The organism is Citrobacter sp. CFNIH10, from assembly GCF_002934585.1.
In the GTDB taxonomy this organism is placed as follows: Bacteria; Pseudomonadota; Gammaproteobacteria; order Enterobacterales; family Enterobacteriaceae; genus Citrobacter_A; species Citrobacter_A amalonaticus.
The window spans coordinates 81,004-107,643 of sequence record NZ_CP026212.1 but is presented as its reverse complement, the minus strand read 5'-3'; the positions used below and the strand labels follow the sequence as shown (position 1 = coordinate 107,643).

At 52.4% G+C, this 26,640-nt stretch carries 26 protein-coding genes; 12 read left to right on the top strand and 14 right to left on the bottom strand.

The window, feature by feature from the left end; genetic code table 11:
• Positions 1–53 precede the first annotated feature (53 nt).
• Entirely contained in the window at positions 54–482 is a 429-nt protein-coding gene (locus C2U53_RS01540) for a GNAT family N-acetyltransferase (RefSeq protein ID WP_004206671.1), read from the top strand.
• Positions 483–514: 32 nt separating this feature from the next.
• Here the strand turns inward: C2U53_RS01540 and arsC are convergent, their stop codons facing one another.
• From arsC to arsR, 5 genes are read right to left on the bottom strand one after another with little or no spacing between them, the layout of a single operon-like run.
• Positions 515–940 carry a glutaredoxin-dependent arsenate reductase gene (arsC, locus tag C2U53_RS01535; RefSeq protein WP_004206670.1) on the bottom strand — a complete coding sequence of 142 codons (426 nt, stop codon included), beginning with the start codon at positions 938–940 and terminating at the stop codon, positions 515–517.
• A 12-nt stretch (positions 941–952) separates the two neighbouring features.
• The gene (arsB, locus tag C2U53_RS01530) at positions 953–2,242 is read right to left on the bottom strand and encodes an arsenite efflux transporter membrane subunit ArsB (protein WP_004206668.1); all 1,290 of its coding nucleotides are present in this window, start codon (positions 2,240–2,242) and stop codon (positions 953–955) included.
• A 47-nt stretch (positions 2,243–2,289) separates the two neighbouring features.
• The gene (gene arsA / locus C2U53_RS01525) at positions 2,290–4,041 is read right to left on the bottom strand and encodes an arsenite efflux transporter ATPase subunit ArsA (protein WP_016151356.1); all 1,752 of its coding nucleotides are present in this window, start codon (positions 4,039–4,041) and stop codon (positions 2,290–2,292) included.
• A 17-nt stretch (positions 4,042–4,058) separates the two neighbouring features.
• Positions 4,059–4,421, bottom strand: a complete 363-nt coding sequence (arsD, locus tag C2U53_RS01520; protein ID WP_004206665.1) for an arsenite efflux transporter metallochaperone ArsD — start codon at positions 4,419–4,421, stop codon at positions 4,059–4,061.
• A gap of 51 nt (positions 4,422–4,472) precedes the next feature.
• A complete protein-coding gene (arsR, locus tag C2U53_RS01515) occupies positions 4,473–4,823 on the bottom strand; it encodes an As(III)-sensing metalloregulatory transcriptional repressor ArsR (protein ID WP_004206664.1) in 351 nt (116 codons plus the stop codon).
• Between the two features lie 357 nt (positions 4,824–5,180).
• On the opposite strand from arsR, the gene C2U53_RS01510 reads away from it, so the two are divergent.
• The 7 genes from C2U53_RS01510 (at position 5,181) to C2U53_RS01475 (ending at position 8,951) form a co-directional block, all read left to right on the top strand.
• Positions 5,181–5,429, top strand: a complete 249-nt coding sequence (locus C2U53_RS01510) for a hypothetical protein (RefSeq protein ID WP_004193994.1) — start codon at positions 5,181–5,183, stop codon at positions 5,427–5,429.
• Positions 5,426–6,637 (top strand): hypothetical protein, encoded by a 1,212-nt coding sequence (locus tag C2U53_RS01505; protein ID WP_032415728.1) that lies wholly within the window; start codon positions 5,426–5,428, stop codon positions 6,635–6,637. The genes C2U53_RS01510 and C2U53_RS01505 overlap by 4 nt, the downstream gene beginning before the upstream one ends.
• A 133-nt stretch (positions 6,638–6,770) precedes the next feature.
• Positions 6,771–7,262 (top strand): hypothetical protein, encoded by a 492-nt coding sequence (locus C2U53_RS01500; protein ID WP_004206662.1) that lies wholly within the window; start codon positions 6,771–6,773, stop codon positions 7,260–7,262.
• Positions 7,263–7,322: 60 nt separating this feature from the next.
• Positions 7,323–7,526, top strand: coding sequence for an HHA domain-containing protein (locus C2U53_RS01495; protein ID WP_004206661.1), 204 nt, complete (start codon positions 7,323–7,325; stop codon positions 7,524–7,526).
• A 13-nt stretch (positions 7,527–7,539) separates the two neighbouring features.
• On the top strand, positions 7,540–7,770 hold the full coding sequence (locus C2U53_RS01490) for a hypothetical protein (RefSeq protein WP_004206660.1): 231 nt from the start codon (positions 7,540–7,542) through the stop codon (positions 7,768–7,770).
• Positions 7,771–8,214: 444 nt separating this feature from the next.
• On the top strand, positions 8,215–8,481 hold the full coding sequence (locus C2U53_RS01480; protein ID WP_003026799.1) for a DUF1778 domain-containing protein: 267 nt from the start codon (positions 8,215–8,217) through the stop codon (positions 8,479–8,481).
• Entirely contained in the window at positions 8,469–8,951 is a 483-nt protein-coding gene (locus C2U53_RS01475) for a GNAT family N-acetyltransferase (RefSeq protein ID WP_003026803.1), read from the top strand. The genes C2U53_RS01480 and C2U53_RS01475 overlap by 13 nt, the downstream gene beginning before the upstream one ends.
• 158 nt (positions 8,952–9,109) lie before the next feature.
• On the opposite strand, the gene C2U53_RS01470 is transcribed toward C2U53_RS01475, so the two are convergent.
• The gene (locus C2U53_RS01470; RefSeq protein ID WP_009310015.1) at positions 9,110–10,642 is read right to left on the bottom strand and encodes an IS3-like element ISKpn38 family transposase; all 1,533 of its coding nucleotides are present in this window, start codon (positions 10,640–10,642) and stop codon (positions 9,110–9,112) included.
• Positions 10,643–10,753: 111 nt separating this feature from the next.
• On the opposite strand from C2U53_RS01470, the gene C2U53_RS01465 reads away from it, so the two are divergent.
• Positions 10,754–12,157, top strand: a complete 1,404-nt coding sequence (locus C2U53_RS01465) for an ISNCY-like element ISKpn21 family transposase (RefSeq protein WP_001567368.1) — start codon at positions 10,754–10,756, stop codon at positions 12,155–12,157.
• A 28-nt stretch (positions 12,158–12,185) separates the two neighbouring features.
• Here C2U53_RS01465 and C2U53_RS01460 read toward each other — a convergent pair whose 3' ends face one another.
• Positions 12,186–12,818: a hypothetical protein gene (locus C2U53_RS01460; protein WP_001567369.1), complete on the bottom strand. Its 633-nt coding sequence runs from the start codon at positions 12,816–12,818 to the stop codon at positions 12,186–12,188.
• A gap of 225 nt (positions 12,819–13,043) precedes the next feature.
• Between C2U53_RS01460 and C2U53_RS01455 the strand changes: the two genes are divergently transcribed.
• Together C2U53_RS01455 and C2U53_RS01450 are read left to right on the top strand one after the other, a co-directional pair.
• A complete protein-coding gene (locus tag C2U53_RS01455) occupies positions 13,044–14,390 on the top strand; it encodes an ISNCY family transposase (RefSeq protein WP_077253535.1) in 1,347 nt (448 codons plus the stop codon).
• Positions 14,391–14,438: 48 nt separating this feature from the next.
• The gene (locus tag C2U53_RS01450; protein WP_004143398.1) at positions 14,439–14,834 is read left to right on the top strand and encodes a helix-turn-helix domain-containing protein; all 396 of its coding nucleotides are present in this window, start codon (positions 14,439–14,441) and stop codon (positions 14,832–14,834) included.
• Positions 14,835–14,981: 147 nt separating this feature from the next.
• On the opposite strand, the gene C2U53_RS01445 is transcribed toward C2U53_RS01450, so the two are convergent.
• A complete protein-coding gene (locus C2U53_RS01445) occupies positions 14,982–16,514 on the bottom strand; it encodes an IS3-like element ISKpn38 family transposase (RefSeq protein ID WP_009310015.1) in 1,533 nt (510 codons plus the stop codon).
• Positions 16,515–16,624: 110 nt separating this feature from the next.
• Between C2U53_RS01445 and C2U53_RS01440 the strand changes: the two genes are divergently transcribed.
• On the top strand, positions 16,625–18,022 hold the full coding sequence (locus C2U53_RS01440; RefSeq protein ID WP_009653207.1) for an ISNCY family transposase: 1,398 nt from the start codon (positions 16,625–16,627) through the stop codon (positions 18,020–18,022).
• A 239-nt stretch (positions 18,023–18,261) separates the two neighbouring features.
• On the opposite strand, the gene C2U53_RS01430 is transcribed toward C2U53_RS01440, so the two are convergent.
• From C2U53_RS01430 to glgC, 6 genes are all read right to left on the bottom strand, one after another.
• On the bottom strand, positions 18,262–18,540 hold the full coding sequence (locus tag C2U53_RS01430; protein WP_004197671.1) for a hypothetical protein: 279 nt from the start codon (positions 18,538–18,540) through the stop codon (positions 18,262–18,264).
• 334 nt (positions 18,541–18,874) lie between these two features.
• A complete protein-coding gene (locus C2U53_RS01425) occupies positions 18,875–19,441 on the bottom strand; it encodes a LuxR C-terminal-related transcriptional regulator (protein WP_004197678.1) in 567 nt (188 codons plus the stop codon).
• 124 nt (positions 19,442–19,565) lie between these two features.
• On the bottom strand, positions 19,566–21,209 hold the full coding sequence (gene pgm, locus C2U53_RS01420) for a phosphoglucomutase (alpha-D-glucose-1,6-bisphosphate-dependent) (RefSeq protein ID WP_004197675.1): 1,644 nt from the start codon (positions 21,207–21,209) through the stop codon (positions 19,566–19,568).
• Positions 21,210–21,322: 113 nt separating this feature from the next.
• Complete coding sequence (gene glgP / locus C2U53_RS01415; RefSeq protein WP_023157975.1) at positions 21,323–23,770, bottom strand: glycogen phosphorylase; 2,448 nt, start codon at positions 23,768–23,770, stop codon at positions 21,323–21,325.
• Positions 23,771–23,788: 18 nt separating this feature from the next.
• Positions 23,789–25,222 carry a glycogen synthase GlgA gene (gene glgA / locus C2U53_RS01410; RefSeq protein WP_009653212.1) on the bottom strand — a complete coding sequence of 478 codons (1,434 nt, stop codon included), beginning with the start codon at positions 25,220–25,222 and terminating at the stop codon, positions 23,789–23,791.
• Between the two features lie 88 nt (positions 25,223–25,310).
• Positions 25,311–26,594 (bottom strand): glucose-1-phosphate adenylyltransferase, encoded by a 1,284-nt coding sequence (gene glgC / locus C2U53_RS01405; RefSeq protein WP_004099051.1) that lies wholly within the window; start codon positions 26,592–26,594, stop codon positions 25,311–25,313.
• Between the last annotated feature and the right edge of the window lie 46 nt (positions 26,595–26,640).

The following is a 26,640-nucleotide window of genomic DNA, read 5'->3' as shown; positions in this document are numbered from 1 at the left end:
TCTGCCGTCGCGAATTCCGGTAGTGTGTCAGTCAACGTCACAGGAGTCATACAATGCACATTATCAATGCTGAAGAGCAGCACATTCCCGCCATACGCCGTATTTACGCCCATCATGTCCTGCACGGCACAGGCAGCTTCGAGACGGCCCCCCCGAACACGCAGGAAATGCTTGCCCGGGTGAAAAACGTTCAGTCACGTGGATTTCCCTGGTATATCGCCCTGCAGGGGGGCGGAAAAGCCTTACTCGATCATGCCTTAACATGGGCCCGGTCTCAGGGATACCGCCAGATGATAGCGGTTGTGGGGGACTGTGCGAACGTCGCGTCTGTAGCGCTGCATCTTCGCTCCGGATTTACTGAAATCGGCACGCTGAAGGACATCGGTTTCAAGCATGGCCGCTGGCTGGACACGGTGTTGCTGCAGTGTCAGCTGGGAAAAGGGAGCTGTACGCTGCCGGACAGTCCGGTACCCGGACGCTGAGGCAGGAGAAAGGGGGCATCGCCCCCTTTCGGTTATTTCAGCCGTTTCCCTGCCTCATCTACTACTTTCTCGCCGTCTTCCTTAGCAAATGCGCCTTTTTGCGCATCCGGAAGAATATCCAGTACCACTTCGGAAGGGCGGCACAGACGCGTTCCCAACGGTGTCACCACAATCGGACGGTTAATCAGGATCGGATGCTGAAGCATAAAATCGATTAACTGATCGTCAGTAAACTTATCTTCCGCAAGCCCCAGCTCTTCATAAGGCTCGACGTTTTTGCGCAGCAAAGCCCGGACTGAAATGCCCATATCTGCAATGAGTTTGACCAGCTCATCGCGTGACGGTGGATTTTCAAGGTAATGAATAACGGTCGGTTCATTACCACTGTTGCGGATCATCTCCAGCGTATTACGCGACGTGCCGCAGGCCGGATTGTAATAAATGGTGATGTTGCTCATATCAGTATCTCATTACAAAGTGAAAGAGAGACGTAGCGCCAGCGCTGCCAGCGTTACAAACAGCACAGGCAGAGTCATAACGATCCCGGTGCGGAAATAGTATCCCCAGGTGATGGTCATATTCTTCTGTGTAAGGACATGCAGCCAGAGCAGCGTTGCCAGGCTACCAATAGGTGTAATTTTAGGTCCCAGATCGCAGCCAATCACGTTGGCGTAGATCATCGCTTCTTTGATAACGCCTGTTGCGGTGCTTCCATCGATAGAAAGAGCGCCAACCAGCACGGTAGGCATGTTGTTCATGATGGAAGACAGGAAGGCCGTCAGGAAGCCAGTACCCAGCGTCGCAGCCCAGAGTCCTTTATCCGCCAGTACATTCAGCACACCTGAAAGGTATTCGGTTAGCCCGGCGTTGCGCAGACCGTAGACCACCAGGTACATCCCCAATGAGAAGATGACGATCTGCCATGGCGCGCCGCGCAGCACTTTGCCAGTGTTAATGGCATGGCCTCGTTTAGCTACTGCAAACAGGATCACAGCGCCAACAGCCGCAATCGCGCTAACGGGAATACCGAGCGGCTCAAGGACAAAGAACCCAACCAGCAGAAGTATTAAAACTATCCAGCCGGTTCTGAAGGTTGCCAGATCTTTAATCGCTTTTGCCGGTGCTTTCAGAAGAGACAGGTCGTAAGTCGGTGGGATATCCTTGCGGAAGAACAGATGCAGCATAACCAGCGTGGCAACAATGGCTGCAATATCCACCGGCACCATTACCGACGCATACTCGGTGAAGTCCAGTCCAAAGAAGTCTGCAGAAACGATGTTAACCAGGTTGGACACGATAAGCGGCAGGCTGGATGTATCGGCAATAAACCCTGCAGCCATGACGAATGCCAGTGTCGTGCCTTTGCTGAACCCTAATGCCAGCAGCATGGCGATGACTATCGGCGTCAGAATAAGTGCCGCACCATCGTTGGCAAACAGTGCCGCCACCGCTGCACCAAGCAGAACGATATACGTAAAGAGCAAACGGCCACGACCGTTACCCCAGCGCGAAACATGCAATGCCGCCCATTCGAAAAAGCCGGACTCATCAAGCAGCAGGCTGATAATAATTACGGCAATAAAGGTCGCCGTCGCGTTCCAGACGATATTCCACACCACCGGAATATCGCCCACATGCACAACGCCAGATATCAGAGCCAGTCCCGCGCCCAGCATTGCACTCCAGCCGATCCCTAATCCCTTTGGTTGCCAGATAACCAAAACAATGGTCAGGACAAAAATAGCGCCTGCCAGTAACATAAAACCTCCTGACAGGGCGACTTTGTCGCCCTGTATATGTCAAAAAATTAGCTCATCAACTCTCTGAGCTTTTCAATACCGGCGGGCTCTGACGCCAGCACCGGAACAAGCGCTATACGGTCAGCATGCTGATCCTTAACAGCCTCAATCTGAGGCAATTCCTGATGAGCACGCTGACAAAGCAACGGAGAACGCGTATCCGCAATGGAAAGGCTGTTATTGATAATCCAGCCCCACGGATGAATCCCCGCTCTTTCAAGGTCAGCCTGCAGGTTTGCCGCTTCCAGGACCGGTGTGGTTTCAGGAAGCGTAACCAGCAGAACTTTGGTTCTATCCGGGTCCTGAAGCTGCATCATGGGGGTAGTAAAATGACCTTTACTCCCCATTTTTTTGGCAATCTCTCGGTGGTAAGCCCCGGTCGCATCCAGCAACAGCAGCGTGTGTCCGGTAGGGGCGGTATCCATGACAACAAAGCGCTTACCCGCTTCACGAATTACACGGGAGAAGGCCTGAAACACGGCAATTTCTTCTGTACAAGGAGAGCGTAAATCCTCTTCCAGTAACCGTTTCCCTGCTTCGTCCAGATCTCTTCCCTTCGTCTCAAGAACATGCTGGCGATAGCGTTCGGTTTCATCGTGAGGGTTGATGCGGCTGACCTGCAGGTTTTTGAGGCTGCCGTTCAGCGTTGTACTCAGGTGCGCAGCAGGATCAGAGGTCGTGAGATGCACGTCAAATCCCATGTCTGCCAGCCTGACGGCGATGGCAGCAGCCATCGTGGTTTTCCCTACACCACCTTTGCCCATCAGCATAATCAGGCCGTGTTCACTGCGAGCGATATCATCGACCAGGCCAGAGAGAGATAAGTTTTCAGGCGTGTACAGGATATTCGTTACCGGGAGCGGTAATGCCTCAGAACGGGTATCCAGCAGTCCCTTCAATGCTGAAACACCAACCATATTGACTGGCTGGAGTAACAGGGTATCTGTCGGTAGCTCAGATAAACCGGCAGGAAGATTTGCCAGTGCCTCCTGCTCACGTTGCCATATCGCCGCGGCCAGGGCGTCATGTTCAGCTTCGGCTTCAGGCAGCACACCATTAATCACCAGATATTGATTTTTCAGGCCAATCTCAGCCAGTTCCTCATGAGTGCGGGCGACTTCCTGCAGCGTAGAATTTTGCAGTCGTGCAACCAGAACCAGGCGGGTACGTTCAGGATCGGACAAAGCCTCTACCGCATGAGCATACTGCTCACGCTGCTTTTCCAGCCCGGCCATTGGGCCAAGACAGGAAGCACCATCTGGATTACTTTCAATGAAGCTACTCCAGGCACCGGGAAGCTGGAGCAGACGAATCGTGTGGCCCGTCGGCGCTGTATCAAAAATGATGTGATCAAAGCGGGTCAGCAGGGAAGCGTCTGTTAGTAAGCCCGTGAATTCATCGAACGCAGCAATCTCAGTCGTACAGGCTCCTGAAAGCTGCTCGCTGATACTGTTAACAACGTCATCAGGCAAAAGACCTTTGATAGGATCAACGATTCTGGCACGATATTGCCGGGCGGCTTCCTGCGGGTCAATCTCCAGTGCGGAAAGTGCAGGAACTGCTGTCACAGGGCGAATCGTGTTACCGATAGCCTGATCGAATACCTGACCGACATTGGAGGCCGGGTCGGTACTGACCAGCAAAACCCGCTTACCCTGTTCGGCAAGGCGGATAGCCGTCGCGCAGGAAATGGAAGTTTTTCCTACACCTCCCTTGCCAGTAAAAAACAGGTAAGGCGGGATATTCTGTAAGAATTTCATATGTCCTCCTGACATATTCAGCAACAGGAAGTATTACCACCACAGCAACTGGTGGGAGCTAACCCTACCTTCTCCAGCGGAATACCGAACCAGCGAGCCAGCTCAGCGCGTTTTGGGTATCGCCCAGCCATCACCGTTTCGCCGTCCAGCAACAGCAGCGGAAGCCCTTCTGCGCCGGATGCGTCGAGGAAGGATTTCGCTTTCTCATTGTGAACAAAGCTCATGGGCTGCTGCGCCAGGTTGTAACGTTCAACCTGTACACCACGTTCTTTCAGCCACTGCACATCAGCAGAAAAATCAACCAGAACCTGATCGACATCTGAACCACATACACCGGTACTGCAGCACATTGCTGGGTCAAACACCGTTAACGTCTTCATTCTGAATACCTCATACATTCGAAAAAACACATATGTTCAGGCAAATTTTTTTTAGATGCAAACAGCCTTACCGCTACCAGAGCAGTTTGCCGATGCCAGCTTACGGGCGATGGCCTGTACGTCGTCCTGTTGGCTTAACCAGGCCTGCTCAATCACCTGAGCAGCCCAGGAAGGAATATGCGGGGATAAGCGATAATGAACCCATTTCCCCTGCTTGCGATCCAGCAATAGACCGCTTTCCCGGAGCATTGCCAGATGACGGGAAATCTTGGGCTGGGACTCATCCAACGCCGTGCAGAAATCGCAGACGCACAGTTCTCCCATCTCCCTGAGCAGCAGGACAATACCCAGACGGGTTTCATCGGACAGGTTTTTGAAAAGCTTAAGGGCTGTAAGGGTCATTATTCCTCCTGTTCGGTTGCGTAAAGCATACGCCCGGAGACAAAAAAAACAACCATACATTCGGAAAATCGAATGTGTGAAAGTGTCAGATGACGCTGTCACGCTGGTATACGTCCGTTACTTTCCGGGGAAAATACATGTGTGTTACAGAGATCCGACTTAGACAATTTCCGGATCTGCACGGCGGGAAACCTGCCATTGATATGATAATCGTACTAAACACATAAAATAATACTGAATGTGATATTTATCATTAATCATAAAATCACATCTGATATGATGTTTTCTAAATGCGATGTAAATTATACGAAGTATGATTTTTGATTAAACCGGACATGTTCAGACGGAGTGTGCAGGATGTATGAAGATATGTTGTTTTCGCTCAGCTATGAGCAGATGACGCAGATGGCAGAAGAGGAAATAAAGCAATGCGATTTTCGCAGGGATGGCACCCATTATGTCTGGGAAGTGAACAAGGCTCATGACATCCTCCGCTTCTGGTATCTCCTGGCGCTGCGCGGACACACTGGCCTGGCCACAACACGGGTCGAAGCAGACTATAAACGGCTTAAAACGCTCATATCCGAGAGGGATGAGGGGCAATGATGCGGGAAAAATCCCGACGTCCGTCGCCGCTGCAGCGGCGGGTGCTGATTGTGCTGGCCGCCCTCGATGCGAAACGTCCTGGACCGGTGGCCACGCGGGATATTGAGCGGGTGCTGGAGCAGGGCGGGGACGCCCCGGTATACGGGCCGAACCTGCGTGCCTCCTGCCGGCGCATGGAAGCCGCGGGCTGGCTGCGCACCCTGCGCGCGCCGAACCTGCAGCTGGCCGTCGAGCTGACGGATGCCGGCCGTGCGCTGGCCGCCCCGTTTCTCGCTGACGAACAGGCGCGCGTCCTGGCGGAGCAGCGCGCGACGGCGATCCGGGTTCTGCCTCTGGTCCCGCCTGTCCAGGCAGATGAGGCTGACGACCGGCCGGTGGAGCTGGATGGTCGATGGCACCTGGCGTTGCGGGGTGACTACGTGATCCGTCTTGACGGCACCACCTGCCTGCAGCTGTGGAATGCGGCCGGGCAGGTGACACGCCTGGAAGGCGATCCCCTGCAGGTCGCCACCTGGCTGCAGTCCTGTCACGATGCGGGGATTGCGGTCCGGGTACAGATTAATGAGAGCGCCACGCCGGAGGCGGGCACGGTGGACGTTACCGCGCCGGCGGACCAGACCGGCACCTGGTGCCGTCAGCTGGACGCCGCGCTGCAGGCGGAGGGGATCACCGGGCTGACTGAGGATATTCAACTGGCCGTGGTCAGTCCTGAAGCGTCCCTGCGGATGCTGCCGGCACCGGCGCGCCTGCTGCACGTTCTGCGCGACGCGGACCCGCTCACTGCTGCCACATACGAGGAAGACACGGTGGCCGCGCTGGCTGACCTGCTGGCCCGCGCGGGGTTCACGGACGACCAGGCGCAGGAGCTGCAGTGGCACCGCATCCGCTGGCCGCTGATGAGTCAGGAAGAAGCTGACCGGCGCGAGCTGAACAGCCTGCTGGATGAACTGGAACAGCGACAGCTGTACTGCAACCGCGGGCAGCTGACGGAGATTGTGTTTTCGCCAGTTCGCAAACCCGGAGAGCGCTGGACTGAACGTCTGCAGTGGCTCCTGATGACGGATGGATTCGGGTTCCGCAGTCCGCTGTCGCGTGAAGCGGCCTCACGGGCGCTGGCTATCCTGGCCGGTTACACGGGACGGGAGGTGGCGGAGCATCTGGCCACGGTGATGGTGTGGAACGACGCCGAAGCAGGAGAGAGGCCCTGAGTCCATTGTCTTCAGCAGGCCACGTTCATCCTGGCGTGACCGGCTCGCGCTGCAAAAAATGACTGACGAACTCCGGCCTGGAGCATGAGAACCGGGACTGTACCCAACCACCACAAGGAACAAGAGCTAAAACATGAAAGTCACTGAAAACCGACTGGACACCCTGATCGATAACCTGAACACCCTGATTTGCGAGGACAGCCTGCTCACGCGCCAGGAGCGTGAAACCCTGGTGCGGGCCGTGGCCGCCATCGGCGCCATGAAAGCGCGCGTCGGCATGAAAAAGCCCGCGGTACCGGCATCGTCGAAACCGAAGGAAGAGAAACAGGCACCTGTACCTGACCCACGCTTTCCGAATGCCCGCCAGGCCTGGGTGGCTGAAGAGGAAACTTTATTACTGGATGCGCTCGATGGCGTCCCGAATGATGATATTGGTAAGCATCTTTTCTGGCTTTCCGAAAAACTGGGGAGAACGCCGTTCAGCGTCGCCTGCAAAATCGCGTCACAAAGACATCTGACAAATGGATGGAAAGAGCAGTTCAGGGAAGTTTCGGATAAAATTCGCTTGTCCGGCCTGAGCATCAGTGATTATCTTAAGCAGAACGGCACGGGCCATAACGCCTGAAAGAAATTTGCGTTATTTGTAAAATTAAATACCAGGGACGCCTCAGGATATAAAAAACTAATGACGAAACAGGAATGGATTTTACGACTACGGCGCTGTACATCGAAGGAAACCTTGGAAAGGATAATAGAAAAAAATAAATATTCTCTGTCAGATGATGAGCTTGAGCATTTCAATGCCGCGGTTGATCACCGGCTGGCGGAGATGACGATGGGAAAGTTGTATGACCGGGTACCGCCAGGTGTCTGGAAATTTGTGAAATAGAACAGGTGACCTTATGAGTTACGGCTGGCTCTTCGAAAATCCGGATGATGACATTTCGGGTTATAATCATATCAATCTGGAACACCTCCCTCCGGAGCTAAAACAGGTTGCTCTCCAGATAGTACAAAATCAGTTTGATCGTGATACTGCAGAGAAAAAACTGGCAGAATTAATCCAGCAACTCGAGTTTGATATAACTGCAGCAGAACTGTCAGCATATCTTTTTAAACCGGGCCATGCCTGACGGCTAACCCGGTAGCGATAATAGTGGAGACCGACGGAGGGCTTCACTTTGGCCGCGGGATCAGCGTCCTGCGGATGGTTTCCATCAGAAGTTGATAGTGCACAGACGGGCTTTTATCCAGCCGCAGACCGTTCTTCCAGCATTCATCCGAAAATTGTTCCGCTTCATTACAGGTACGATCTTCAGGCTGCCGGCTCTCAAGCCAGCGAGTCTGTACTTCTTAATCTGTTCTGTTCATTAACTTAGTCCTTGCCTCGTTAGGGGATGACATCCCTGATTGTGCTGTCATGACACGACAAACACATCAACTTATGTTACGAAATCGATTCAAGTAACTGATATTTAACATAAAACGCATTATCGGTACTTTGAAGTGTATAGCATTTGCTATACGTTCGTGTTGTGTTATTCTTGTATATCAATTGCTATACAAGAGAGGTGTGTATGAAATCAGATGTTCAACTCAACCTAAGAGCTAAAGAGTCTCAGAGGGCACTCATCGATGCCGCTGCAGAAATCCTTCATAAATCGCGAACCGACTTTATCCTGGAGATGGCCTGCAAGGCTGCGGAGAATGTGATCCTTGATCGCCGTGTTTTCAATTTTAACGACGAACAGTATGCAGAGTTCATCGATATGCTCGATGCACCAGTCGAGGATGAGCCCGCCATTAATAAACTACTGGCAAGGAAACCTCAGTGGGACGTATAACCACGCCCGAGCCGTTATCCAGCTCTCATCAGCTGGCTGAGTTCGTCAGTGGAGAGACAGTCCTCGATGAATGGCTAAAACAGAGAGGTTTAAAAAATCAAGCTCTTGGCGCTGCCCGAACGTTCGTTGTTTGCAAGACGGGTACGAAGCAAGTAGCTGGTTTTTACTCTTTGGCCACCGGTAGCGTTAACCATACGGAAGCGACAGGTAGTCTTCGGCGTAACATGCCAGATCCTATACCGGTGATTATACTCGCTCGCCTGGCGGTAGATGTCTCATTGCACGGAAAAGGGGTTGGCGCCGATTTACTCCACGATGCAGTTCTACGGTGTTATCGCGTAGCTGAGAACATTGGGGTTCGTGCGATAATGGTTCATGCGCTTACTGAAGAAGCCAAAGGTTTCTATGCTCACCATGGATTTAAGGCATCACAAACTCATGAGAGGACTCTGTTTCTAAAGCTTCCATGACTGGTTGCTGGAATGGGAAAGTAGCTGGTTACCGTCTTAACATATTGATTTTTATGTTATTTATTCTAATATTTAACATAATCTTTGTTAAGCGCACTAAGGTTGTAATGGCTCAATAGTAATGTCCGCCTGGGGGCTGCGGATGTTTTCCTGGACTGTTATGTTGTGATCCCAAGATGCTGCCGGTACTTCACAGGACTCATTGCACCTAATGATAGCTTGATACGTTTCTCGTTATACCAGCGTATGTACCTGTCCAGGAAGCAGATAAATTTTTCCAGCGTGATACCCGCCCAGTCTCTGCCATAGAACATTTCGTTTTTGATACGCCCGAAGAAGCCTTCACACGCAGCATTATCCGACGAGCATCCTTTGCGCGACATGGACCTTATAAGTCCGGAGGTGTTGATACGCTCGAGCCAGCCCGGCCACCGGTAATGGCCACCACGATCGCTGTGTATCACCGGTTTATCATGTTCGTTGAGCGTATCGAGTGCGTCATCGAGCATCGTATTCACCAGCGTCGCGTCCGGGCGTGTTCCTATCGACCAGCTTACAACCTGGCCATCAAAGCAGTCGATAACCGGCGACAGATAGACTTTTCCAGCCGGAAGCTGGAACTCCGTAATATCGGTCAGCCACTTCTCATTTGGCCTGCAGGAACTAAAATCCCGGGCGAGTAAATTTTCCGGTGCCGGACCGATTTCGCCACAGTAAGAGTTATATCGTCGTCGCCTGGTGCGCTTAACAACGAGCTGCTCTTCTGCCATCAGTCTGCGGACAACCTTTTCAGAAATAACCCTGTTGTTACTGCGAAGCATCGCGTGAAGGCGCCGGTAGCCGTAACAGCGGTAATTCTCCTCAAAGATATCGGCCATGATCACGCGTATTTCCGCATACTTATCGTACAGACGTTTGCTGGCTTTGTGGTAAAAATAACAGCTGCGGGCAAGTTGCAGAACGCTTAGCAACTCAGCAACGGGGTACTTTTTCTTAAGGGCATCAACTATCAGGGTTTTCTCCCTGTTTTTCAGTTTCAGAAAGCTGATGCCCAGATCTTTTTTTATCAGTTCATTCGCCTTTGTCAGTATGTCACGTTCGAGCTGCAGCTGATGAACCTGCTTCCTGAGATGCTGGATTTCACCGAGTAAAGCATCCTGATTTTTATCCTGAGGGGCTGCCTTTCGTTTGCGCATGGATTGATAAGCCTCGTCACTGATAAGGTCTTTCTTCCATTTGTACAGGACCGGGACGCTGACGCCTATGCTTTGTGCAACTTTACGCGCGGTTCCACGTCGGTTACAGAGCTCCCGGACGGCCTGAGACCTCTCTTGCGGGCTGAAGCATTTGCTTGTGCCTGAGCGAATGACCAGGGGACGCGCATTTGGGTAAAACTCTTCAATCCAGCGCTTTAGAATTTCGTTACTGGGGTAGCCGATGGCTCGGCGAGTGTACGACAGGCAACCACCGTGAGTAAGATAATGCTCAACAGCAGCAATTTTCTGTGTACGTGAATAGCGTTCTCTTGGTTTTAATTCCCTGGGTAAATCGCCCTTCTCTTCATAAATCCGAACCCAACGGCCCAGCTGTTTTGTGGAAGGATATCCCAGCTCCATGACGACAACGGAGGCTTTCTTTCCGTACCGGTAATAGAGTTCGACGGCCCGAATCCGGTCCTCGTATGAATGCATAAATTAACTCCTGAAGGTCCAGGAATTTGTCCGCACTTCCCTGTGGCTCAATTCAGATGTCCGCGCTATGGTAAGCTTCACTGGTCCGTTTAAACTACCGGGAGGCATATCATGAGCGCAGAAAGCTCAGGAGTGTTTACTTTGAAAGAGATCAACCGGATCAAGATTATACAGGACGTCATTGAACGTCGCATCACAACGCGCCGTGCGGCCGAGCACCTCGGTATCAGCGACAGGCAATGCCGCAGACTTCTTGCCCGTTACCGTGAAGGCGGACCGCTTGGTATGGCCAGCAGACGATGTGGCATGCGTGGTAACCGCCAGTTGCCACCCGGGCTCGCAGATCAGGCTCTGGAACTGATCAAGACGCGTTATGCTGATTTCGGTCCGACTCTGGCGCGTGAAAAGCTCGAAGAACTCCACGGACTGTTTCTTGGCAAAGAAACTGTCCGGCGCATCATGGTGCGGGCTGGCTTATGGGTTCCCCGTAAACAACGTGCCGCAAGGATCCCTCAACCACGGTACCGGCGTCCGTGTACTGGTGAGCTGATACAAATAGATGGCTGTGATCACGACTGGTTTGAAGGCCGTGGCCCGGCCTGCACCGCGCTGGTCTATGTTGATGATGCAACCAGCAAACTGATGGAACTGTTGTTTGTTAAATCGGAGTCCACGTTTTCTTACTTCGAAGCCACGCGGCGCTATATCGATAAGCATGGTAAACCGCTGGCACTGTACAGCGATAAAGCCGGTGTTTTTCGTGTTAACAATAAACACGCCACAGGCGGAGACGGGCATACTCAGTTTGGGCGAGCCATGCATGAACTGAACATCCAGACTATCTGTGCAGAAACCAGTCCCGCCAAAGGGCGTGTAGAACGAGCTCACCTCACTTTACAGGATCGTCTGGTCAAAGAGCTGCGGTTACAGGGCATTTGTTCAATGGAGGCTGCAAATGACTTCGCTGAGGCCTATATGGCTGACTATAACCGCCGTTTTGGCAAAGTACCGCGACATGATTTTGACGTACACCGTGCTGTAGAACATGATGAGGACCTGGGGCTTATTTTCACTGTTCGTGAAAAACGTAAAGTCTCAAAATCGTTGACGATACAATATGATAAAATGTTGTACCTGATTGAAGACAGCGAACTGAGTCGCCGTGCAATAGGTAAATATATCGATGTGTATCACTATCCTGATGGCAGAAAAGAGCTGCGCCTGAACGGTACGCTACTTCCCTACTCTACCTACGACCGACTGTCAGAAATCGACCAGGGCGCGATTGTCGATAACAAGCGTCTTGGCCGAACCCTGGAGTTTATCAGTCTGGTGCAGAGCAAGCGGGATAACACGCGCTCTCAGTCAATTCCCGCTGGAGATGGCCCTTCCCGACGACGGCCAAAGCAGGAAGGGAAGAAATCCCAGCGCTCACTGGATAATGATGACATGCTCGAAGCACTCAAACAGCTTCAGTCACGTTCAGAGGACATTTTTGGTAAAAGAGCCCGCTGATGGTACTCACTGGCCGGACAGTGGTTGCTCACCAGTTGATATTGTCCGGCCAGACCCATGATGTATTATTCATTTCGTTCAGCATCTTTATGTCCTGCTTTTCACGGGCATACTTACCCCATAATGAATGAAAAGAACGAACAATACTGATTAATTGCTTTTTTCTTTGCTCCGGAGATAGGCTGATAAAATAGCAGCACCTGCTGTCAATATTATCCTCAATGAAATTAAAATCAGAGTCTGATGCATATTTTACTGTTAGCATAATATCATTCGACGTTGTTCTCTCAGACTCTGTTAATGCTGATTCTATCAGGTATTCAAAGGCATACATGACAGACAGCTGGTTTTTGTCTGTCTGAATATAACCCATTGAGTTTCTGAGTATTGAGGACTGTACCAGGACCAGAGGCCATAAAAGCTCAACACCATAAAGCTTATATGTATCATGTTGATCATACTGATGTTGCTCAACACGACGATTACCTTCCCGTGCTTTACGAATATCATAGGCAAGGGATAACATAAATCCGTCTTTAACTTTAATCAGTGGGCTTTCATCCACGATGTAATGAATGAGTTCATGTAATTCATTCAGGGCTTCTGAATCTCCCCACAGTATAAAACCTGCATTGTTCGGCGTTAACTCGTATCGAAGCATGGGCTCAATCATCCTGTTGTTTCAGTCGGAGGAAAGTCTATCAGTAAAGAGAATGAGAGATCAAAGTGGTCATTTTAATTGAGCTGGATAACGGACATTTCAATTGAGCCTTGACAAAGGTTGTCAGCACAAAGCGTTATTGTCGTCTCAGCACAATTCACACGCGTCGTGTACGCTAAGCCTTCATTTTGCTCAGCACAGGACCGCGATCTTATGTTGGTGACTATGACAGACAAAGAACTTTACCGGCTTGGCATCATTCAGCGAGTATTTGACCGGGCTTTGCTTCAGCGCGACGCAGCAGACATACTTAAGCTCAGTGTTCGTCAGGTGCAGCGTCTTGTGCGTCTGTACCGGACAGATGGCGCAACCGCATTTGCATCTTCCCGCCGTGGACGTCCTGCAAACAACCGGATCGATGAAGAAACACGCTGTAAAGCCCTGGATTTGATCCGGTGCCACTATTCAGATTTTGGCCCAACGCTCGCAACCGAAAAACTGGCTGAACGCCATCATATATATCTCTCCGTTGAAACCATCCGTAACTGGATGACAGCCGACGGTCTCTGGCGTCCTCATTCCCGCCGGCGAACCCGGGTTTACCAGCCGCGCTATCGTCGCGACTGTTTCGGCGAACTGGTTCAGATCGATGGCTCTCACCATGACTGGTTCGAAGGAAGAGCCCCAAAATGCTGTCTTCTGGTCTTCATGGATGACGCCACAGGTCGCCTGATGCACCTGCGATTCTGTGATTCAGAAAACGCGTTTGACTACATGATGGCTACCCGGCAATACATTGATAAACATGGTAAACCTGTCGCATTTTACAGCGACAAGCATGCGGTGTTCAGGGTCAGCGGACCCGAGAGCCGACGTACCGGCACAACCCAGTTCGGACGGGCTCTCCGGGAACTGGCGATCGAATTGATTTGTGCCAACAGCAGCCAGGCAAAAGGTCGCGTGGAACGGGTAAATAAAACGCTCCAGGATCGACTGATTAAAGAGATGCGCCTGCAGAACATCAGCTCGGTTGCTGAAGCCAATCAGTGGATTGAACATTTCATGTCTGATTTTAACCGTCGTTTCTCCCGGCCGGCAAAATACCCTAAAGATCTGCACCGTGCGGTCACACAGAGTCCACTGGAGCTGAATGATATCTTCGCCTGGCAGGAGCTACGGACCTTATCGAAAGCACTGACTTTTCAGTATGATAAAGTCATGTATATCATTGAACCCACCGAACAAAATACGCGCATAGCAGGTGAAAAAATTACCGTTTATGATTACCCTGACGGAAGCATTACTTTCCGGCATCAGCACCGGCCACTGGGTTATAAGATTTTCGATAAACTGACCTGCGTTGATCAGGGGGCGGTTGTTGATAACAAACGACTGGGTGCCGTTCTGAGGCTGGCACAGCAGAAACAGGACGAGCTGGAGGCTGAAGGAAAGCGAATGCGCAGTACAAAAATGCCCCGCAGGCGCGCTCAGGAGCGTGCACTGGAAGAGCTCAGGGCGATCAACCCGGTGCTGGCCAGTCCGCAGGATTTTATCCCCAGCCTGAAGCGATGAGCCCTTCCCTCACCTGTGGATCTGATATGGCCGACAGATGAGAGAAAAATGGACGACAACAAACCAGTGCTCCTGACACTTCACGAAGCGCTACGCCTGGATTTGATTGAAGCCTATATGGCGCGGGAAATCACGCTGGCAGAAGTGGCAGAGTCCATGGAGCTCACCCGTCGTCAGTGCTCCCGCCTGATTAAGCGCTATCGCGAGCTGGGGCCAGCCGGTCTGGTCAGCCGGCGCCGTGGAAAGCCCGGCAATCATCAGTTAAACACCACCATCAGAGATCAGGCACTGCAGCTTATTCGCTCACGCGGCCGGGGTATGAATCCGTCAGCCATCTGGCGAATTCTGACCACAGAATACGGTGTCCGGATTTCAAAAGAGACCGTACGTAAACTGATGATAGCCGAGAAAACCTGGCAACCACGTTCTTCCTCCAAAGCCTGACTCAACCTTAAAAAGGCATTGTCCAGACTCTCCACTGACGTCAGGTCAGCTTTGTTTTCAGCACGACATTTCAACATTGGCTAGACATACAGTGTAACAGCTAAATTGAGATGTCCGTCTCGGGGCTGCGGATGTTTTCCTGGACTGTTATGTTGTGATCCCAAGATGCTGCCGGTACTTCACAGGACTCATTGCACCTAATGATAGCTTGATACGTTTCTCGTTATACCAGCGTATGTACCTGTCCAGGAAGCAGATAAATTTTTCCAGCGTGATACCCGCCCAGTCTCTGCCATAGAACATTTCGTTTTTGATACGCCCGAAGAAGCCTTCACACGCAGCATTATCCGACGAGCATCCTTTGCGCGACATGGACCTTATAAGTCCGGAGGTGTTGATACGCTCGAGCCAGCCCGGCCACCGGTAATGGCCACCACGATCGCTGTGTATCACCGGTTTATCATGTTCGTTGAGCGTATCGAGTGCGTCATCGAGCATCGTATTCACCAGCGTCGCGTCCGGGCGTGTTCCTATCGACCAGCTTACAACCTGGCCATCAAAGCAGTCGATAACCGGCGACAGATAGACTTTTCCAGCCGGAAGCTGGAACTCCGTAATATCGGTCAGCCACTTCTCATTTGGCCTGCAGGAACTAAAATCCCGGGCGAGTAAATTTTCCGGTGCCGGACCGATTTCGCCACAGTAAGAGTTATATCGTCGTCGCCTGGTGCGCTTAACAACGAGCTGCTCTTCTGCCATCAGTCTGCGGACAACCTTTTCAGAAATAACCCTGTTGTTACTGCGAAGCATCGCGTGAAGGCGCCGGTAGCCGTAACAGCGGTAATTCTCCTCAAAGATATCGGCCATGATCACGCGTATTTCCGCATACTTATCGTACAGACGTTTGCTGGCTTTGTGGTAAAAATAACAGCTGCGGGCAAGTTGCAGAACGCTTAGCAACTCAGCAACGGGGTACTTTTTCTTAAGGGCATCAACTATCAGGGTTTTCTCCCTGTTTTTCAGTTTCAGAAAGCTGATGCCCAGATCTTTTTTTATCAGTTCATTCGCCTTTGTCAGTATGTCACGTTCGAGCTGCAGCTGATGAACCTGCTTCCTGAGATGCTGGATTTCACCGAGTAAAGCATCCTGATTTTTATCCTGAGGGGCTGCCTTTCGTTTGCGCATGGATTGATAAGCCTCGTCACTGATAAGGTCTTTCTTCCATTTGTACAGGACCGGGACGCTGACGCCTATGCTTTGTGCAACTTTACGCGCGGTTCCACGTCGGTTACAGAGCTCCCGGACGGCCTGAGACCTCTCTTGCGGGCTGAAGCATTTGCTTGTGCCTGAGCGAATGACCAGGGGACGCGCATTTGGGTAAAACTCTTCAATCCAGCGCTTTAGAATTTCGTTACTGGGGTAGCCGATGGCTCGGCGAGTGTACGACAGGCAACCACCGTGAGTAAGATAATGCTCAACAGCAGCAATTTTCTGTGTACGTGAATAGCGTTCTCTTGGTTTTAATTCCCTGGGTAAATCGCCCTTCTCTTCATAAATCCGAACCCAACGGCCCAGCTGTTTTGTGGAAGGATATCCCAGCTCCATGACGACAACGGAGGCTTTCTTTCCGTACCGGTAATAGAGTTCGACGGCCCGAATCCGGTCCTCGTATGAATGCATAAATTAACTCCTGAAGGTCCAGGAATTTGTCCGCACTTCCCTCTGACCAAATAGACATGTCCGCGCTACAGTCTCGCCACCGCGATCGCTGCTTTCAAAGGATGAGACTCATGACGGCATACGGAACGGAGTTTTTCTCGATGAACGATGTAAACCGACTCAGGATCCTGCAGGACGTTATCGACCGGCGTCTTACCACGCGTCTTGCAGCAACCCGACTTGAGATCTCTGACAGGCACTGCCGCCGGCTACTCGAGCGCTATCGTGAACACGGACCGCTATCGCGGGTTAACCGCCGACGTGGTCAGCCTAGTAACCGACAGTTGATGCCTGGCCTCGCTGAGCGTGCGCTGCGCATCATTCGCGAACGTTACGCCGACTTTGGCCCGACATTGGCCTGCGAGAAGCTTGCTGAGATTCATGACCTTTATCTTGCTAAAGAGACTGTACGTAAGCTTATGACCCGGGATGGTTTATGGATCCCTCGTAAGTTACGGCCACCTCGTGTGCATCAGCCACGCCCACGTCGGGCCTGCACCGGCGAACTCATCCAGATTGATGGCAGTGAACATCGCTGGTTCGAGGACCGTGGTCCGGCCTGCACGCTGCTCGTTTACGTTGATGATGCAACAAGTCGGTTGATGCAGCTTCTGTTCGTCAGTTCGGAGTCCACGTTCACCTATTTTGAAGCCACCCGGGGATATCTGGAGCGCTACGGTAAGCCTCTGGCATTCTACAGCGACAAAGCCAGCGTCTTCAGGATCAACAACAAGCAGGCCACCGGCGGAGATGGCCAGACTCAGTTTGGTCGTGCCATGAACGAGCTGAATATCACTGGTATCTGTGCCAACACCAGTTCAGCCAAGGGGCGTGTTGAACGGGCTCATCTGACATTACAGGACCGCCTGGTCAAGGAACTGCGGCTCCGCGGTATCAGCACACCTGAGGCTGCAAACGCCTTTGCTGATGAGTTCATGGAAGATTACAACCGTCGGTTTGCAAAGCCGCCACGTCACGATTTTGACGTACATCGCCAGCTGGATAATGGCGAAAACCTGCAGGCGACATTCACCTGGCGCGAGCAGCGTAAGGTCTCGAAAAACCTGACATTACAGTATGATAAAAAGCTTTATCTGCTTGAAGATAATGAAGAAAACCGGCGTTTTCAGGGGAAGTACATCGAGGTATGGCAATACCCGGATGGTGACATTGAGCTCCGGGCCAGCGGCACTTCCCTGCCCTTTACCACTTACGACCGACTGGGAGAACTGGACCAGGGCGCCATCATCGACAACAAGCGTCTGGGACGTGCCCTGGAAATGATAAAGCTGGTTCAGGACAAACGGGACAACACCCGCTCACAGGCCCTGCCATCACTGGACGGCCAGACCTCACGCAGAAAGAAACAACCCGGCAAGAAATCACAACGAAGTCTGGACCATAACGACATGCTGGAAGCCCTGCAGCAACTTCAGACCCGGAGTAAAGACATCTTCGGCAAAGGCTGAAACATAACCTACATGCGGACATTTCAATTTAGATTGATGTTCAGGATAAACGCGATAACAACCGTTCACAGGCGATCCCTGCCGGTGATGGCTCTTTGCGGCGGCGCAGAAAACCAACAGAGAAATAATCGCAGCGCTCACTGAACGGCGACGACATGTTAGATGCGTTGAAGACATTGCAGTCACGTTCTGAGAAAAGTTCCAATGTTTAACGAGCGATTAAAAAATATATTAAATCATTATTCTCTCATTTCTCTGTTGCAATACTGACCTCCCAGGGCCTGTGTAATTCTGTCACCAAATAGTATCGTCAGACTACGATCATAGTAAATGGTTTCACCAGTGATAGATTCATGCTTTAATATTATCCCATAGCCATATCTTTCAAGCATATTCATACCCACCCTTGCCAAATTGTAAGAATAATTTATTCCCCAAATGGAACCATTTCTTCCTTCAAAAAACTCCGCTCTGTAATATCTTTTTAGAAATTCATAGTGTGCGTCTTCACTAAACATACCCCCTCCCGCTACAGAATTTACATAACAGTTTTTTATAATAAAAAGATGAAATGCATAAATATATATCCCGTTTTTCCTCTGCCGCCCACCATTCACAGATAGAGGATATAATCCTATATTATTTATTGTATGCTTAAATCATTTGATGACTATGGTTTCATATATTTTCATCATGTTAGCACCCATGATGTATGTTTATTTTTTCTGAAGCATACCAATAATCAAACCCCGTTCAACATAACAACATAAAATAATTTATAACAAATTTAGTTGAAACTTAATATATGAAATAGTGACTTTCCATAAGCAGATCATTAGTTTATAGGGCATCCTAACGATGCAGGCTCCTCCTGGCAAAACTGTCGATGATGAGATTTTTTTTGCGGTATATTCCACTTATTTTGGTGGTATTCAGTTTATGCAAAACAATACCGACAAAAGACTGAACCGTTTTTTTGGAGATCAGCAGGCTACGGGAAATTTCATCTATCGAATAACCATTTAAAATCATATTGATAACATGTGTTTCTCTTTTGGTAAATGACAACTTGTCCCTCTTCAGATTGATCCCCATTTTTTTAAACGCCTGCCTCATCATGAGATATTCATTACCGCTTAATTCAGTGTCAATGCATACCGCTTCACGCCCTGTCCCGCTCATTCCTGACGCCGGTTTTAATAAAAAGATAAGATTGACCGGTGAAATGTGTAGGTACTTGAGACGTTCGGCATCGCCGGTGTTCAGCTCTGACTCCACAATCACCACATCGCTGTTGCTGAAGGCAATATCGCTGACCCGTGAAAACACAACCCTGTTGACGGAGAGGCTGTTGTCGCTGAACATACATTTCAGACCTACAAGCATGAAATTATTATTGGTAATAACATAGATATTCATATAGTCCCCGCAGCAATACCTTTTGCGAAGCGTCCCGTTCCTTATGTTCTGACAAAGTGGTGCCTGTATTGGTGTCGCCGGGTAACTATGACGTACTCCGGCTCAGCGGAGTACGTCAACTGCTCTACTGGTGCGCCGCTAGCACGCTATTCACGATTTCCACCGCTTCTTTCTCGATCTGCTTGCGATGTGCTTCCCCGAGGAAGCTCTCGCAGTAGATCTTGTAAGCGTCTTCCGTACCTGACGGTCGGGCGGCGAACCAGCCGTTGTCGGTCATCACTTTCAGGCCACCAATCGATGCGCCGTTGCCCGGCGCGGCGGTCAGACGCGCAGTGATCGGGTCACCCGCCAGCTGACTGGCCCTGACCATTTCCGGCGACAGCTTCGACAGCACCGCTTTCTGTGCGGAAGTGGCCGAAGCCTGCAGCCGGTTATAGCTCGGCGCGCCGAAGCGGGCGGCCAGTTCGTCGTAGTGCTCCTGCGGGTTTTTACCGGTGACGGCGGTGATTTCCGCCGCCAGCAGGCACATGATGATCCCGTCTTTGTCGGTCGACCACGGCGTTCCGTCAAAACGCAGGAACGAGGCGCCCGCGCTCTCTTCTCCGCCGAAGCCGAAGCTGCCGTCGAACAGGCCGTCAACAAACCATTTAAAGCCCACCGGCACTTCAACCAGCCTGCGGCCGAGGTCGTTCACCACACGGTCGATCATCGCGGAAGAGACCAGCGTCTTGCCCACCGCCACATCCTGGCCCCACTGCGGGCGATGCTGGAACAGGTAGTTAATCGCCACCGCCAGATAGTGGTTCGGGTTCATCAGCCCTGCCGGCGTGACGATGCCGTGACGGTCATAATCTGGATCGTTAGCAAAAGCCAGGTCAAACTTATCGCGCAGCGCCAGCAGGCCCGCCATTGCGCACTCAGATGAGCAGTCCATGCGAATGGCGCCGTCTTTATCCAGATGCATAAAGCGGAAGGTTTGATCGACGTGATCGTTGACGATAGTCAGGTCGAGCTTGTAGTGCCCGGCAATACGTTTCCAGTATTCGATACCGGACCCGCCCAGCGGATCGATCCCGAGCTTGAGGCCGGCTTTCTGAATTGCCGCCATGTCGACGATATCCGCCAGCCCTTCGATAAACGGCTGTACCAGATCCTGCTTTTTAACATGACCGGATGCCAGTGCCGCATCGAGGGAGATGCGCCTGACGCCCTGCAGACCCGAGGCCAGCAGTTCGTTAGCGCGATTCTCTACCACTTTGGTGACGTTGGTATCCGCCGGGCCGCCGTTCGGCGGGTTGTACTTAATACCGCCATCTTCCGGCGGGTTATGAGACGGCGTGATCACGATGCCGTCTGCCAGCGGACCACCTTTTTTGTTGTGCACCAGGATGGCATTGGAAATGGCCGGCGTCGGGGTGAAACCGTTGTGTTCCTGCACGATAACATCAACGCCGTTGGCCGCCAGCACTTCCAGTACGGAAATAAAGGCCGGTTCGGAGAGCGCGTGGGTATCTTTACCCACGTAGCAGGGACCGGTAATCCCGTTCCTGGCGCGGTCTTCCGCAATCGCCTGCGCGATCGCCAGAATATGCTGCTCATTGAAGTTATGGCGCCCTGCACTGCCACGATGGCCAGAGGTACCAAACTTCACCGCATGCTCCGCGTTGCCCGCTTCCGGCCTCAGTACGTAGTACTGCGCGGTCAGCTGAGCGACGTTAATCAAATCACTCTGTTGTGCAGGCTCCCCTGCGCGTTTACTGTCCGTCATTTTTCTCTCCTGTCATATCCGTCAGGCTTATTTATGTGTTGCTGCCGGGTCGCTCATCGACGGGGCCGGTCTCCTGCCACCCGCCCCGGCGTTTCCTGGTTGTCAGTACGCGCTCAGAGTTGCGTTTTGTCGATATACCAGATCTTTTGCGCATACTCCCGCACCGTACGGTCCGATGAAAAATAGCCCATGTGGGTTATGTTGAGCATCGCTTTGGCGGTCCACTCTTCCGGGGTTCGGTAGAGCGCATCCACCTTGTCCTGACAGTCAACATAGCTGCGGTAATCGGCCAGCACCTGATAGTGGTCGCCAAAGTTGATCAGCGAATCCAGCAGACCGCGATAGCGGCCCGGCTCCTGTGGGCTGAACACCCCGGTCCCCATCTGGGTCAGCGCCTGGCGCAGCTCTTGATCCTGGTCGTAGTAATCACGCGGCTGATAACCGTTGCTGCGCAGCGCCTCGACCTCTGCAGCGGTATTACCGAAGATAAAGATATTGTCCTCACCCACGTGCTCCAACATCTCAACGTTGGCGCCGTCCAGCGTGCCAATGGTCAGCGCACCGTTGAGGGCGAACTTCATATTACTGGTCCCGGAGGCTTCAGTCCCTGCCAGCGAAATCTGCTCAGAAAGGTCCGCGGCCGGAATGATCATCTGCGCCAGACTGACGCTGTAGTTGGGAATGAACACCACCTTTAGTCTGTCGCCAATCTGCGGATCGCTGTTGATGACTTTGGCGACGTCGTTTATCAGATGGATGATCTGTTTTGCCGTGTGGTAAGCGGACGCGGCTTTGCCGGCGAAAATCACCACTCGCGGCACCCATTCGGCCTGCGGGTCCGCCTTGATACGGTTGTAGCGGGTGATCACATGCAGCACATTCATCAGCTGGCGTTTATATTCGTGGATCCGTTTAATTTGCACATCAAACAGCGCGTTCGGGTTCACCACCACGCCCAGCTGACGGGCGATATAATCGGCCAGACGCTGTTTATTCGCCAGTTTGGCGGCGCTGACGGCCTGGTTAACCAGCGGATAATCCTGATATTCCCCCATTTCGCTCAGCTGGCTTAAATCCGTTCGCCAGGTCTGGCCGATATGGCGGTCCAGAACCGCGGCAAGGGACGGGTTAGCGGCAGCCAGCCAGCGGCGCGGCGTGACGCCGTTAGTCACGTTGGTGAAGCGGCGCGGAAAGATTCTGGCGAAATCGGCAAACAGCGACTCCACCATCAGCCGGGAGTGCAGTTCCGACACGCCGTTCACCTTGTAACTGACCACCACCGCCAGCCAGGCCATCCGTACGCGACGGTCGTTGGATTCATCGATAATCGAGGTCCGGCTCAGCAACGCAATATCATCGGGATAGTGCTCCTGCATGGTTTTCAGAAAATAGTCATTAATCTCGAAAATAATCTGCAAATGGCGCGGCAGGATTTTCCCCAGCATCTCGACCGGCCAGGTCTCCAGCGCCTCGCTCATCAGGGTATGGTTGGTGTAGGAGAAGACCTGACAGGTCACCCCGAAAGCGTCATCCCAGCTGAAGCGGTGTTCGTCAATCAGCAGACGCATCAGCTCCGGGATCGACAGCACCGGATGGGTGTCGTTGAGGTGGATAGCAATTTTATCTGCCAGGTTGTCATAGGTTTGATACAACTGGTAATGGCGAAAAAGAATATCCTGCACCGTCGCCGAAACGAGGAAATATTCCTGACGCAGGCGCAGCTCGCGCCCGGAGTAGGTCGAGTCGTCCGGATACAGTACCCGGGAGACGTTTTCGGAATGGTTTTTATCTTCTACCGCCGCGAAGTAATCTCCCTGATTAAATTTACCGAGGTTAATCTCGCTGCTGGCCTGGGCGCTCCACAAGCGCAGGGTGTTGGTGGCATCGGTTTCATAACCCGGGATAATCTGATCGTAGGCCACCGCGATGATCTCTTCGGTTTCCAGCCAGCGCGAGTTTTTCCCCTCATGCTGAATGCGCCCGCCAAAGCGCACGGTATAGCGGGTTTTATGGCGCTCGAATTCCCAGGGGTTACCGTACTCCAGCCAGTAGTCCGGTGACTCCATCTGCCGGCCGTCGATGATGTTTTGCTTGAACATGCCGTAGTCGTAGCGGATGCCGTAACCGCGTCCTGGCAGCCCCAGCGTGGCCAGGGAGTCGAGAAAACAGGCTGCCAGACGACCGAGACCGCCGTTGCCCAGGCCCGGGTCATTCTCTTCGTCAATCAGCTCTTCCAGATCCAGACCCATCCCGGCCAGCGCTGTTTTCACATCCTCATAGATGCCCAGCGACAGTAAGGCATTCGAGAGGGTACGGCCGATGAGAAACTCCATCGACAGATAATATACCTGGCGCGCCTGCTGCGAGATCCGCGCCCGATGCGCCCGCAACCAGCGCTCAACCAGCCGATCGCGCACGGCGAACAGCGTAGCATTGAGCCATTCATGCTTATTGGCAAGTGAAGGGTCTTTACCGAGAATAAACATGAGGTTATAAGCGATAGCATGCTGCAGCGCTTCTTCATTCAGCCTGGGTGAAATATAACTTATGCGTGGTTCCATTTTTCTTATCCGTAGCAATTAAATAATACGCTGATACAACAGGTGGAAAGACTTTGCGGCACTTTGCCAGCTAAAATCCATGCTCATCGCCTGCCGCTGCACGTAACGCCACAGCGAGGGACGCGACCACAGGACACTGGCCCGGTGGATAGCATGTAATAACGATTCCGTCTCGCTGTCGGTAAACACAAATCCGGTCGCGAGCCCGTCAACAAGGTTTTCGAGCGAACAGTCGGCGACGGTATCCGCCAGTCCGCCGGTACGGCGAACCAGCGGTAATGTGCCGTAGCGCAGACCATAAAGCTGGGTCAGACCGCAGGGTTCAAAACGGCTGGGCACCAGGATGACGTCGGCGCCGCCAATCATCTGATGCGACAGCGCCTCGTCGTAGCCGATCCGGATACTCACCTGCCCGGGGTATTGCGCCTCGGCGGTCAGAAAACGGGCCTGCAAATCCGGGTCCCCGGATCCCAGCAGCGCCAGCTGCCCTCCCTTAGATATAATTCCCGGCAGCGCGCCAAACAGAAGATCCAGCCCCTTCTGGCTGGTCAGCCGGCTCACAACGGTGAACAGCAGCGCCCGATCGTCCGCCTTCAGCCCCAGCGACGTCTGCAGCTGCTGCTTGTTCTTCGCTTTCTCCGCCAGTGAATTCTGGTCGTAAGGCGCTGCCAGCAGCGGATCGCGGCGCGGATCCCAGATATTTTTGTCAACCCCGTTCAGGATCCCCGACAGTCGCCCTTCCCGCTGACGTTGCCGCAGCAGCTCTTCCAGACCAAACGCGTACTGTGGTTCGGTAATTTCACGGGCATATGTCGGGCTGACGGTGGTGATATGGTCAGCGAAATAGAGACCCGCCTTAAGGAAGGAGATTTGCCCATTAAACTCCACCCCGTGCATCTGGAAGAACGACCACGGTAACGCGATCTCCGCCATATGCCGGGCCTGAAACAACCCCTGATAGGCAATGTTGTGCACCGTAAACACCGATTTGGCCGGGTTGCCGCGGGTGGCCAGATAAGCCGGGGTGAGACCCGCGTGCCAGTCATGGGCGTGGACGATTTCAGGACGCCAGAACGGGTCAAGACCACCGGCAAGCTCGGCCCCGACCCAGCTCAGCAACGCGAAACGCAGGACGTTATCAGGATAATCCTGCATCTGCTGGTTATGATAAGGATTACCCGTCCGGTCATAGAGATGCGGGGCATCAATCAGATAGATGCCCACACCGTTAAAATGGCCAAACAGCAGCGTCATCCGCCCGGCGAATGTCTCCCTGCTGGCCACCACCTGCGGATCCTGAACCCCGTTGCGGATCGCCGGAAACCCAGGCAGCAGCACGCGGGTATCCAGCCCCTCGGCAATTTGCGCCGCCGGGAGCGCGCCGGTGACGTCGGCCAGTCCGCCCGTTTTTAACAGCGGGAACATCTCTGCTCCTACATGTAAAACTTGCATGTATGCTCCTTATTATTCAGCCACAGAGACGACCCGCGACAGGGCAATATTTTCTCTGCCGCCGGACACGCTTTTTCCGCAAATGGGCTCATACCTCAAGTTTGTCCAGCATTTCTTTGGTAACCAGAACGATGCCTTCTTCCGAACGATAAAAGCGTCGCGCATCCTCAACGGCATTTTCGCCAATCACCGTCCCCTCCGGAATAACGCATCCCCGGTCGATCACGCAGCGTCTTATCCTGCAGGAGCGACCGACCCAGACGCCCGGTAATAAAACCGACGAATCAATATTACAGAACGAGTTAATCCGAACTCTGGAAAATAGAACCGACTGCACCACCACCGAGCCAGAAATAATACAGCCGCCGGAGACCAGAGAATTCATGGTCATGCCATGACTGCCGGAACGGTCCTGAACAAATTTGGCGCTGGGCAGCGATTCGACATAGGTACGGATAGGCCAGTTACGGTCATAAACGTCCAGCTCTGGCACTACTGAGGCTAAATCCAGATTCGCTTTCCAGTACGCCTCCAGGGTTCCGACATCGCGCCAGTATGGCTCGGCATTATTATCCGACTGAACGCAGGAGCGCGGGAACGGATGCGCATACGCTTCACCTGCCGCCGTTATCCTGGGAATAATATCTTTGCCAAAATCATGGGTGGAGTGTTCATCCCGATCGTCGTCTTCCAGCAGCTGGTAGAGATATTCCGCATCAAACACATAAATGCCCATACTGGCAAGCGAGCGGGTTTCATCGCCAGGAATGGTGGGCGGATTAGCCGGTTTTTCAACAAATTCAATGATTTTGTCATTCTCATCCACGGCCATGACGCCAAAAGCGCTTGCCTCTTCAACCGGGACCGGCAGGCAGGCCACGGTACAGCGCGCCCCTTTTTCAACGTGATCGAGCAGCATCCGCGAATAATCTTGTTTATAGATATGGTCCCCGGCCAGAATAACGACATATTCCGCATCATAGCGGCGGATAATATCCAGATTCTGGGTCACGGCATCCGCCGTCCCCCGATACCAGTTCTCACCATGCACCCGCTGCTGCGCCGGTAATAAATCCACGAACTCATTCATTTCTTCGTTAAAGAATGCCCAGCCGCGTTGAATATGCTGCACCAGTGAATGGGACTGATATTGTGTAATGACCCCGATACGTCTTATTCCGGAGTTAATACAATTCGATAAAGCAAAATCAATAATTCTGAATTTACCGCCGAAATGCACCGCAGGTTTTGCGCGAATAGTGGTCAGGTCTTTTAATCGTGTGCCACGTCCGCCGGCGAGGATCAGGGCCACGGATTTAAGCGGTAACTGGCGCGACAGCATTAAGTTGTCAGTATATTCAAGTTTACTCATAATAATGTCCTGCTATTAAATAAAAGCCATAAAAGAAAATAATGAA

What these genes read in the sequence shown, in the direction of transcription:
- C2U53_RS01430 (WP_004197671.1), bottom strand. Translation starts at nt 18,540, where the DNA reads ATGTTTAGTGAAGACGCACACTATGAATTTCTAAAAAGATATTACAGA.
- pgm (WP_004197675.1), bottom strand. Translation starts at nt 21,209, where the DNA reads ATGACGGACAGTAAACGCGCAGGGGAGCCTGCACAACAGAGTGATTTG.
- arsA (WP_016151356.1), bottom strand. Translation starts at nt 4,041, where the DNA reads ATGAAATTCTTACAGAATATCCCGCCTTACCTGTTTTTTACTGGCAAG.
- glgP (WP_023157975.1), bottom strand. Translation starts at nt 23,770, where the DNA reads ATGGAACCACGCATAAGTTATATTTCACCCAGGCTGAATGAAGAAGCG.
- C2U53_RS01495 (WP_004206661.1), top strand. Translation starts at nt 7,323, where the DNA reads ATGACGAAACAGGAATGGATTTTACGACTACGGCGCTGTACATCGAAG.
- C2U53_RS01470 (WP_009310015.1), bottom strand. Translation starts at nt 10,642, where the DNA reads ATGCATTCATACGAGGACCGGATTCGGGCCGTCGAACTCTATTACCGG.
- glgC (WP_004099051.1), bottom strand. Translation starts at nt 26,594, where the DNA reads ATGAGTAAACTTGAATATACTGACAACTTAATGCTGTCGCGCCAGTTA.
- arsR (WP_004206664.1), bottom strand. Translation starts at nt 4,823, where the DNA reads ATGACCCTTACAGCCCTTAAGCTTTTCAAAAACCTGTCCGATGAAACC.
- C2U53_RS01450 (WP_004143398.1), top strand. Translation starts at nt 14,439, where the DNA reads ATGGACGACAACAAACCAGTGCTCCTGACACTTCACGAAGCGCTACGC.
- C2U53_RS01505 (WP_032415728.1), top strand. Translation starts at nt 5,426, where the DNA reads ATGATGCGGGAAAAATCCCGACGTCCGTCGCCGCTGCAGCGGCGGGTG.
- C2U53_RS01440 (WP_009653207.1), top strand. Translation starts at nt 16,625, where the DNA reads ATGACGGCATACGGAACGGAGTTTTTCTCGATGAACGATGTAAACCGA.
- C2U53_RS01480 (WP_003026799.1), top strand. Translation starts at nt 8,215, where the DNA reads ATGAAATCAGATGTTCAACTCAACCTAAGAGCTAAAGAGTCTCAGAGG.
- C2U53_RS01465 (WP_001567368.1), top strand. Translation starts at nt 10,754, where the DNA reads ATGAGCGCAGAAAGCTCAGGAGTGTTTACTTTGAAAGAGATCAACCGG.
- C2U53_RS01540 (WP_004206671.1), top strand. Translation starts at nt 54, where the DNA reads ATGCACATTATCAATGCTGAAGAGCAGCACATTCCCGCCATACGCCGT.
- C2U53_RS01425 (WP_004197678.1), bottom strand. Translation starts at nt 19,441, where the DNA reads ATGAATATCTATGTTATTACCAATAATAATTTCATGCTTGTAGGTCTG.
- glgA (WP_009653212.1), bottom strand. Translation starts at nt 25,222, where the DNA reads ATGCAAGTTTTACATGTAGGAGCAGAGATGTTCCCGCTGTTAAAAACG.
- C2U53_RS01490 (WP_004206660.1), top strand. Translation starts at nt 7,540, where the DNA reads ATGAGTTACGGCTGGCTCTTCGAAAATCCGGATGATGACATTTCGGGT.
- C2U53_RS01510 (WP_004193994.1), top strand. Translation starts at nt 5,181, where the DNA reads ATGTATGAAGATATGTTGTTTTCGCTCAGCTATGAGCAGATGACGCAG.
- C2U53_RS01500 (WP_004206662.1), top strand. Translation starts at nt 6,771, where the DNA reads ATGAAAGTCACTGAAAACCGACTGGACACCCTGATCGATAACCTGAAC.
- C2U53_RS01460 (WP_001567369.1), bottom strand. Translation starts at nt 12,818, where the DNA reads ATGCTTCGATACGAGTTAACGCCGAACAATGCAGGTTTTATACTGTGG.
- C2U53_RS01445 (WP_009310015.1), bottom strand. Translation starts at nt 16,514, where the DNA reads ATGCATTCATACGAGGACCGGATTCGGGCCGTCGAACTCTATTACCGG.
- C2U53_RS01455 (WP_077253535.1), top strand. Translation starts at nt 13,044, where the DNA reads ATGACAGACAAAGAACTTTACCGGCTTGGCATCATTCAGCGAGTATTT.
- arsD (WP_004206665.1), bottom strand. Translation starts at nt 4,421, where the DNA reads ATGAAGACGTTAACGGTGTTTGACCCAGCAATGTGCTGCAGTACCGGT.
- arsB (WP_004206668.1), bottom strand. Translation starts at nt 2,242, where the DNA reads ATGTTACTGGCAGGCGCTATTTTTGTCCTGACCATTGTTTTGGTTATC.
- arsC (WP_004206670.1), bottom strand. Translation starts at nt 940, where the DNA reads ATGAGCAACATCACCATTTATTACAATCCGGCCTGCGGCACGTCGCGT.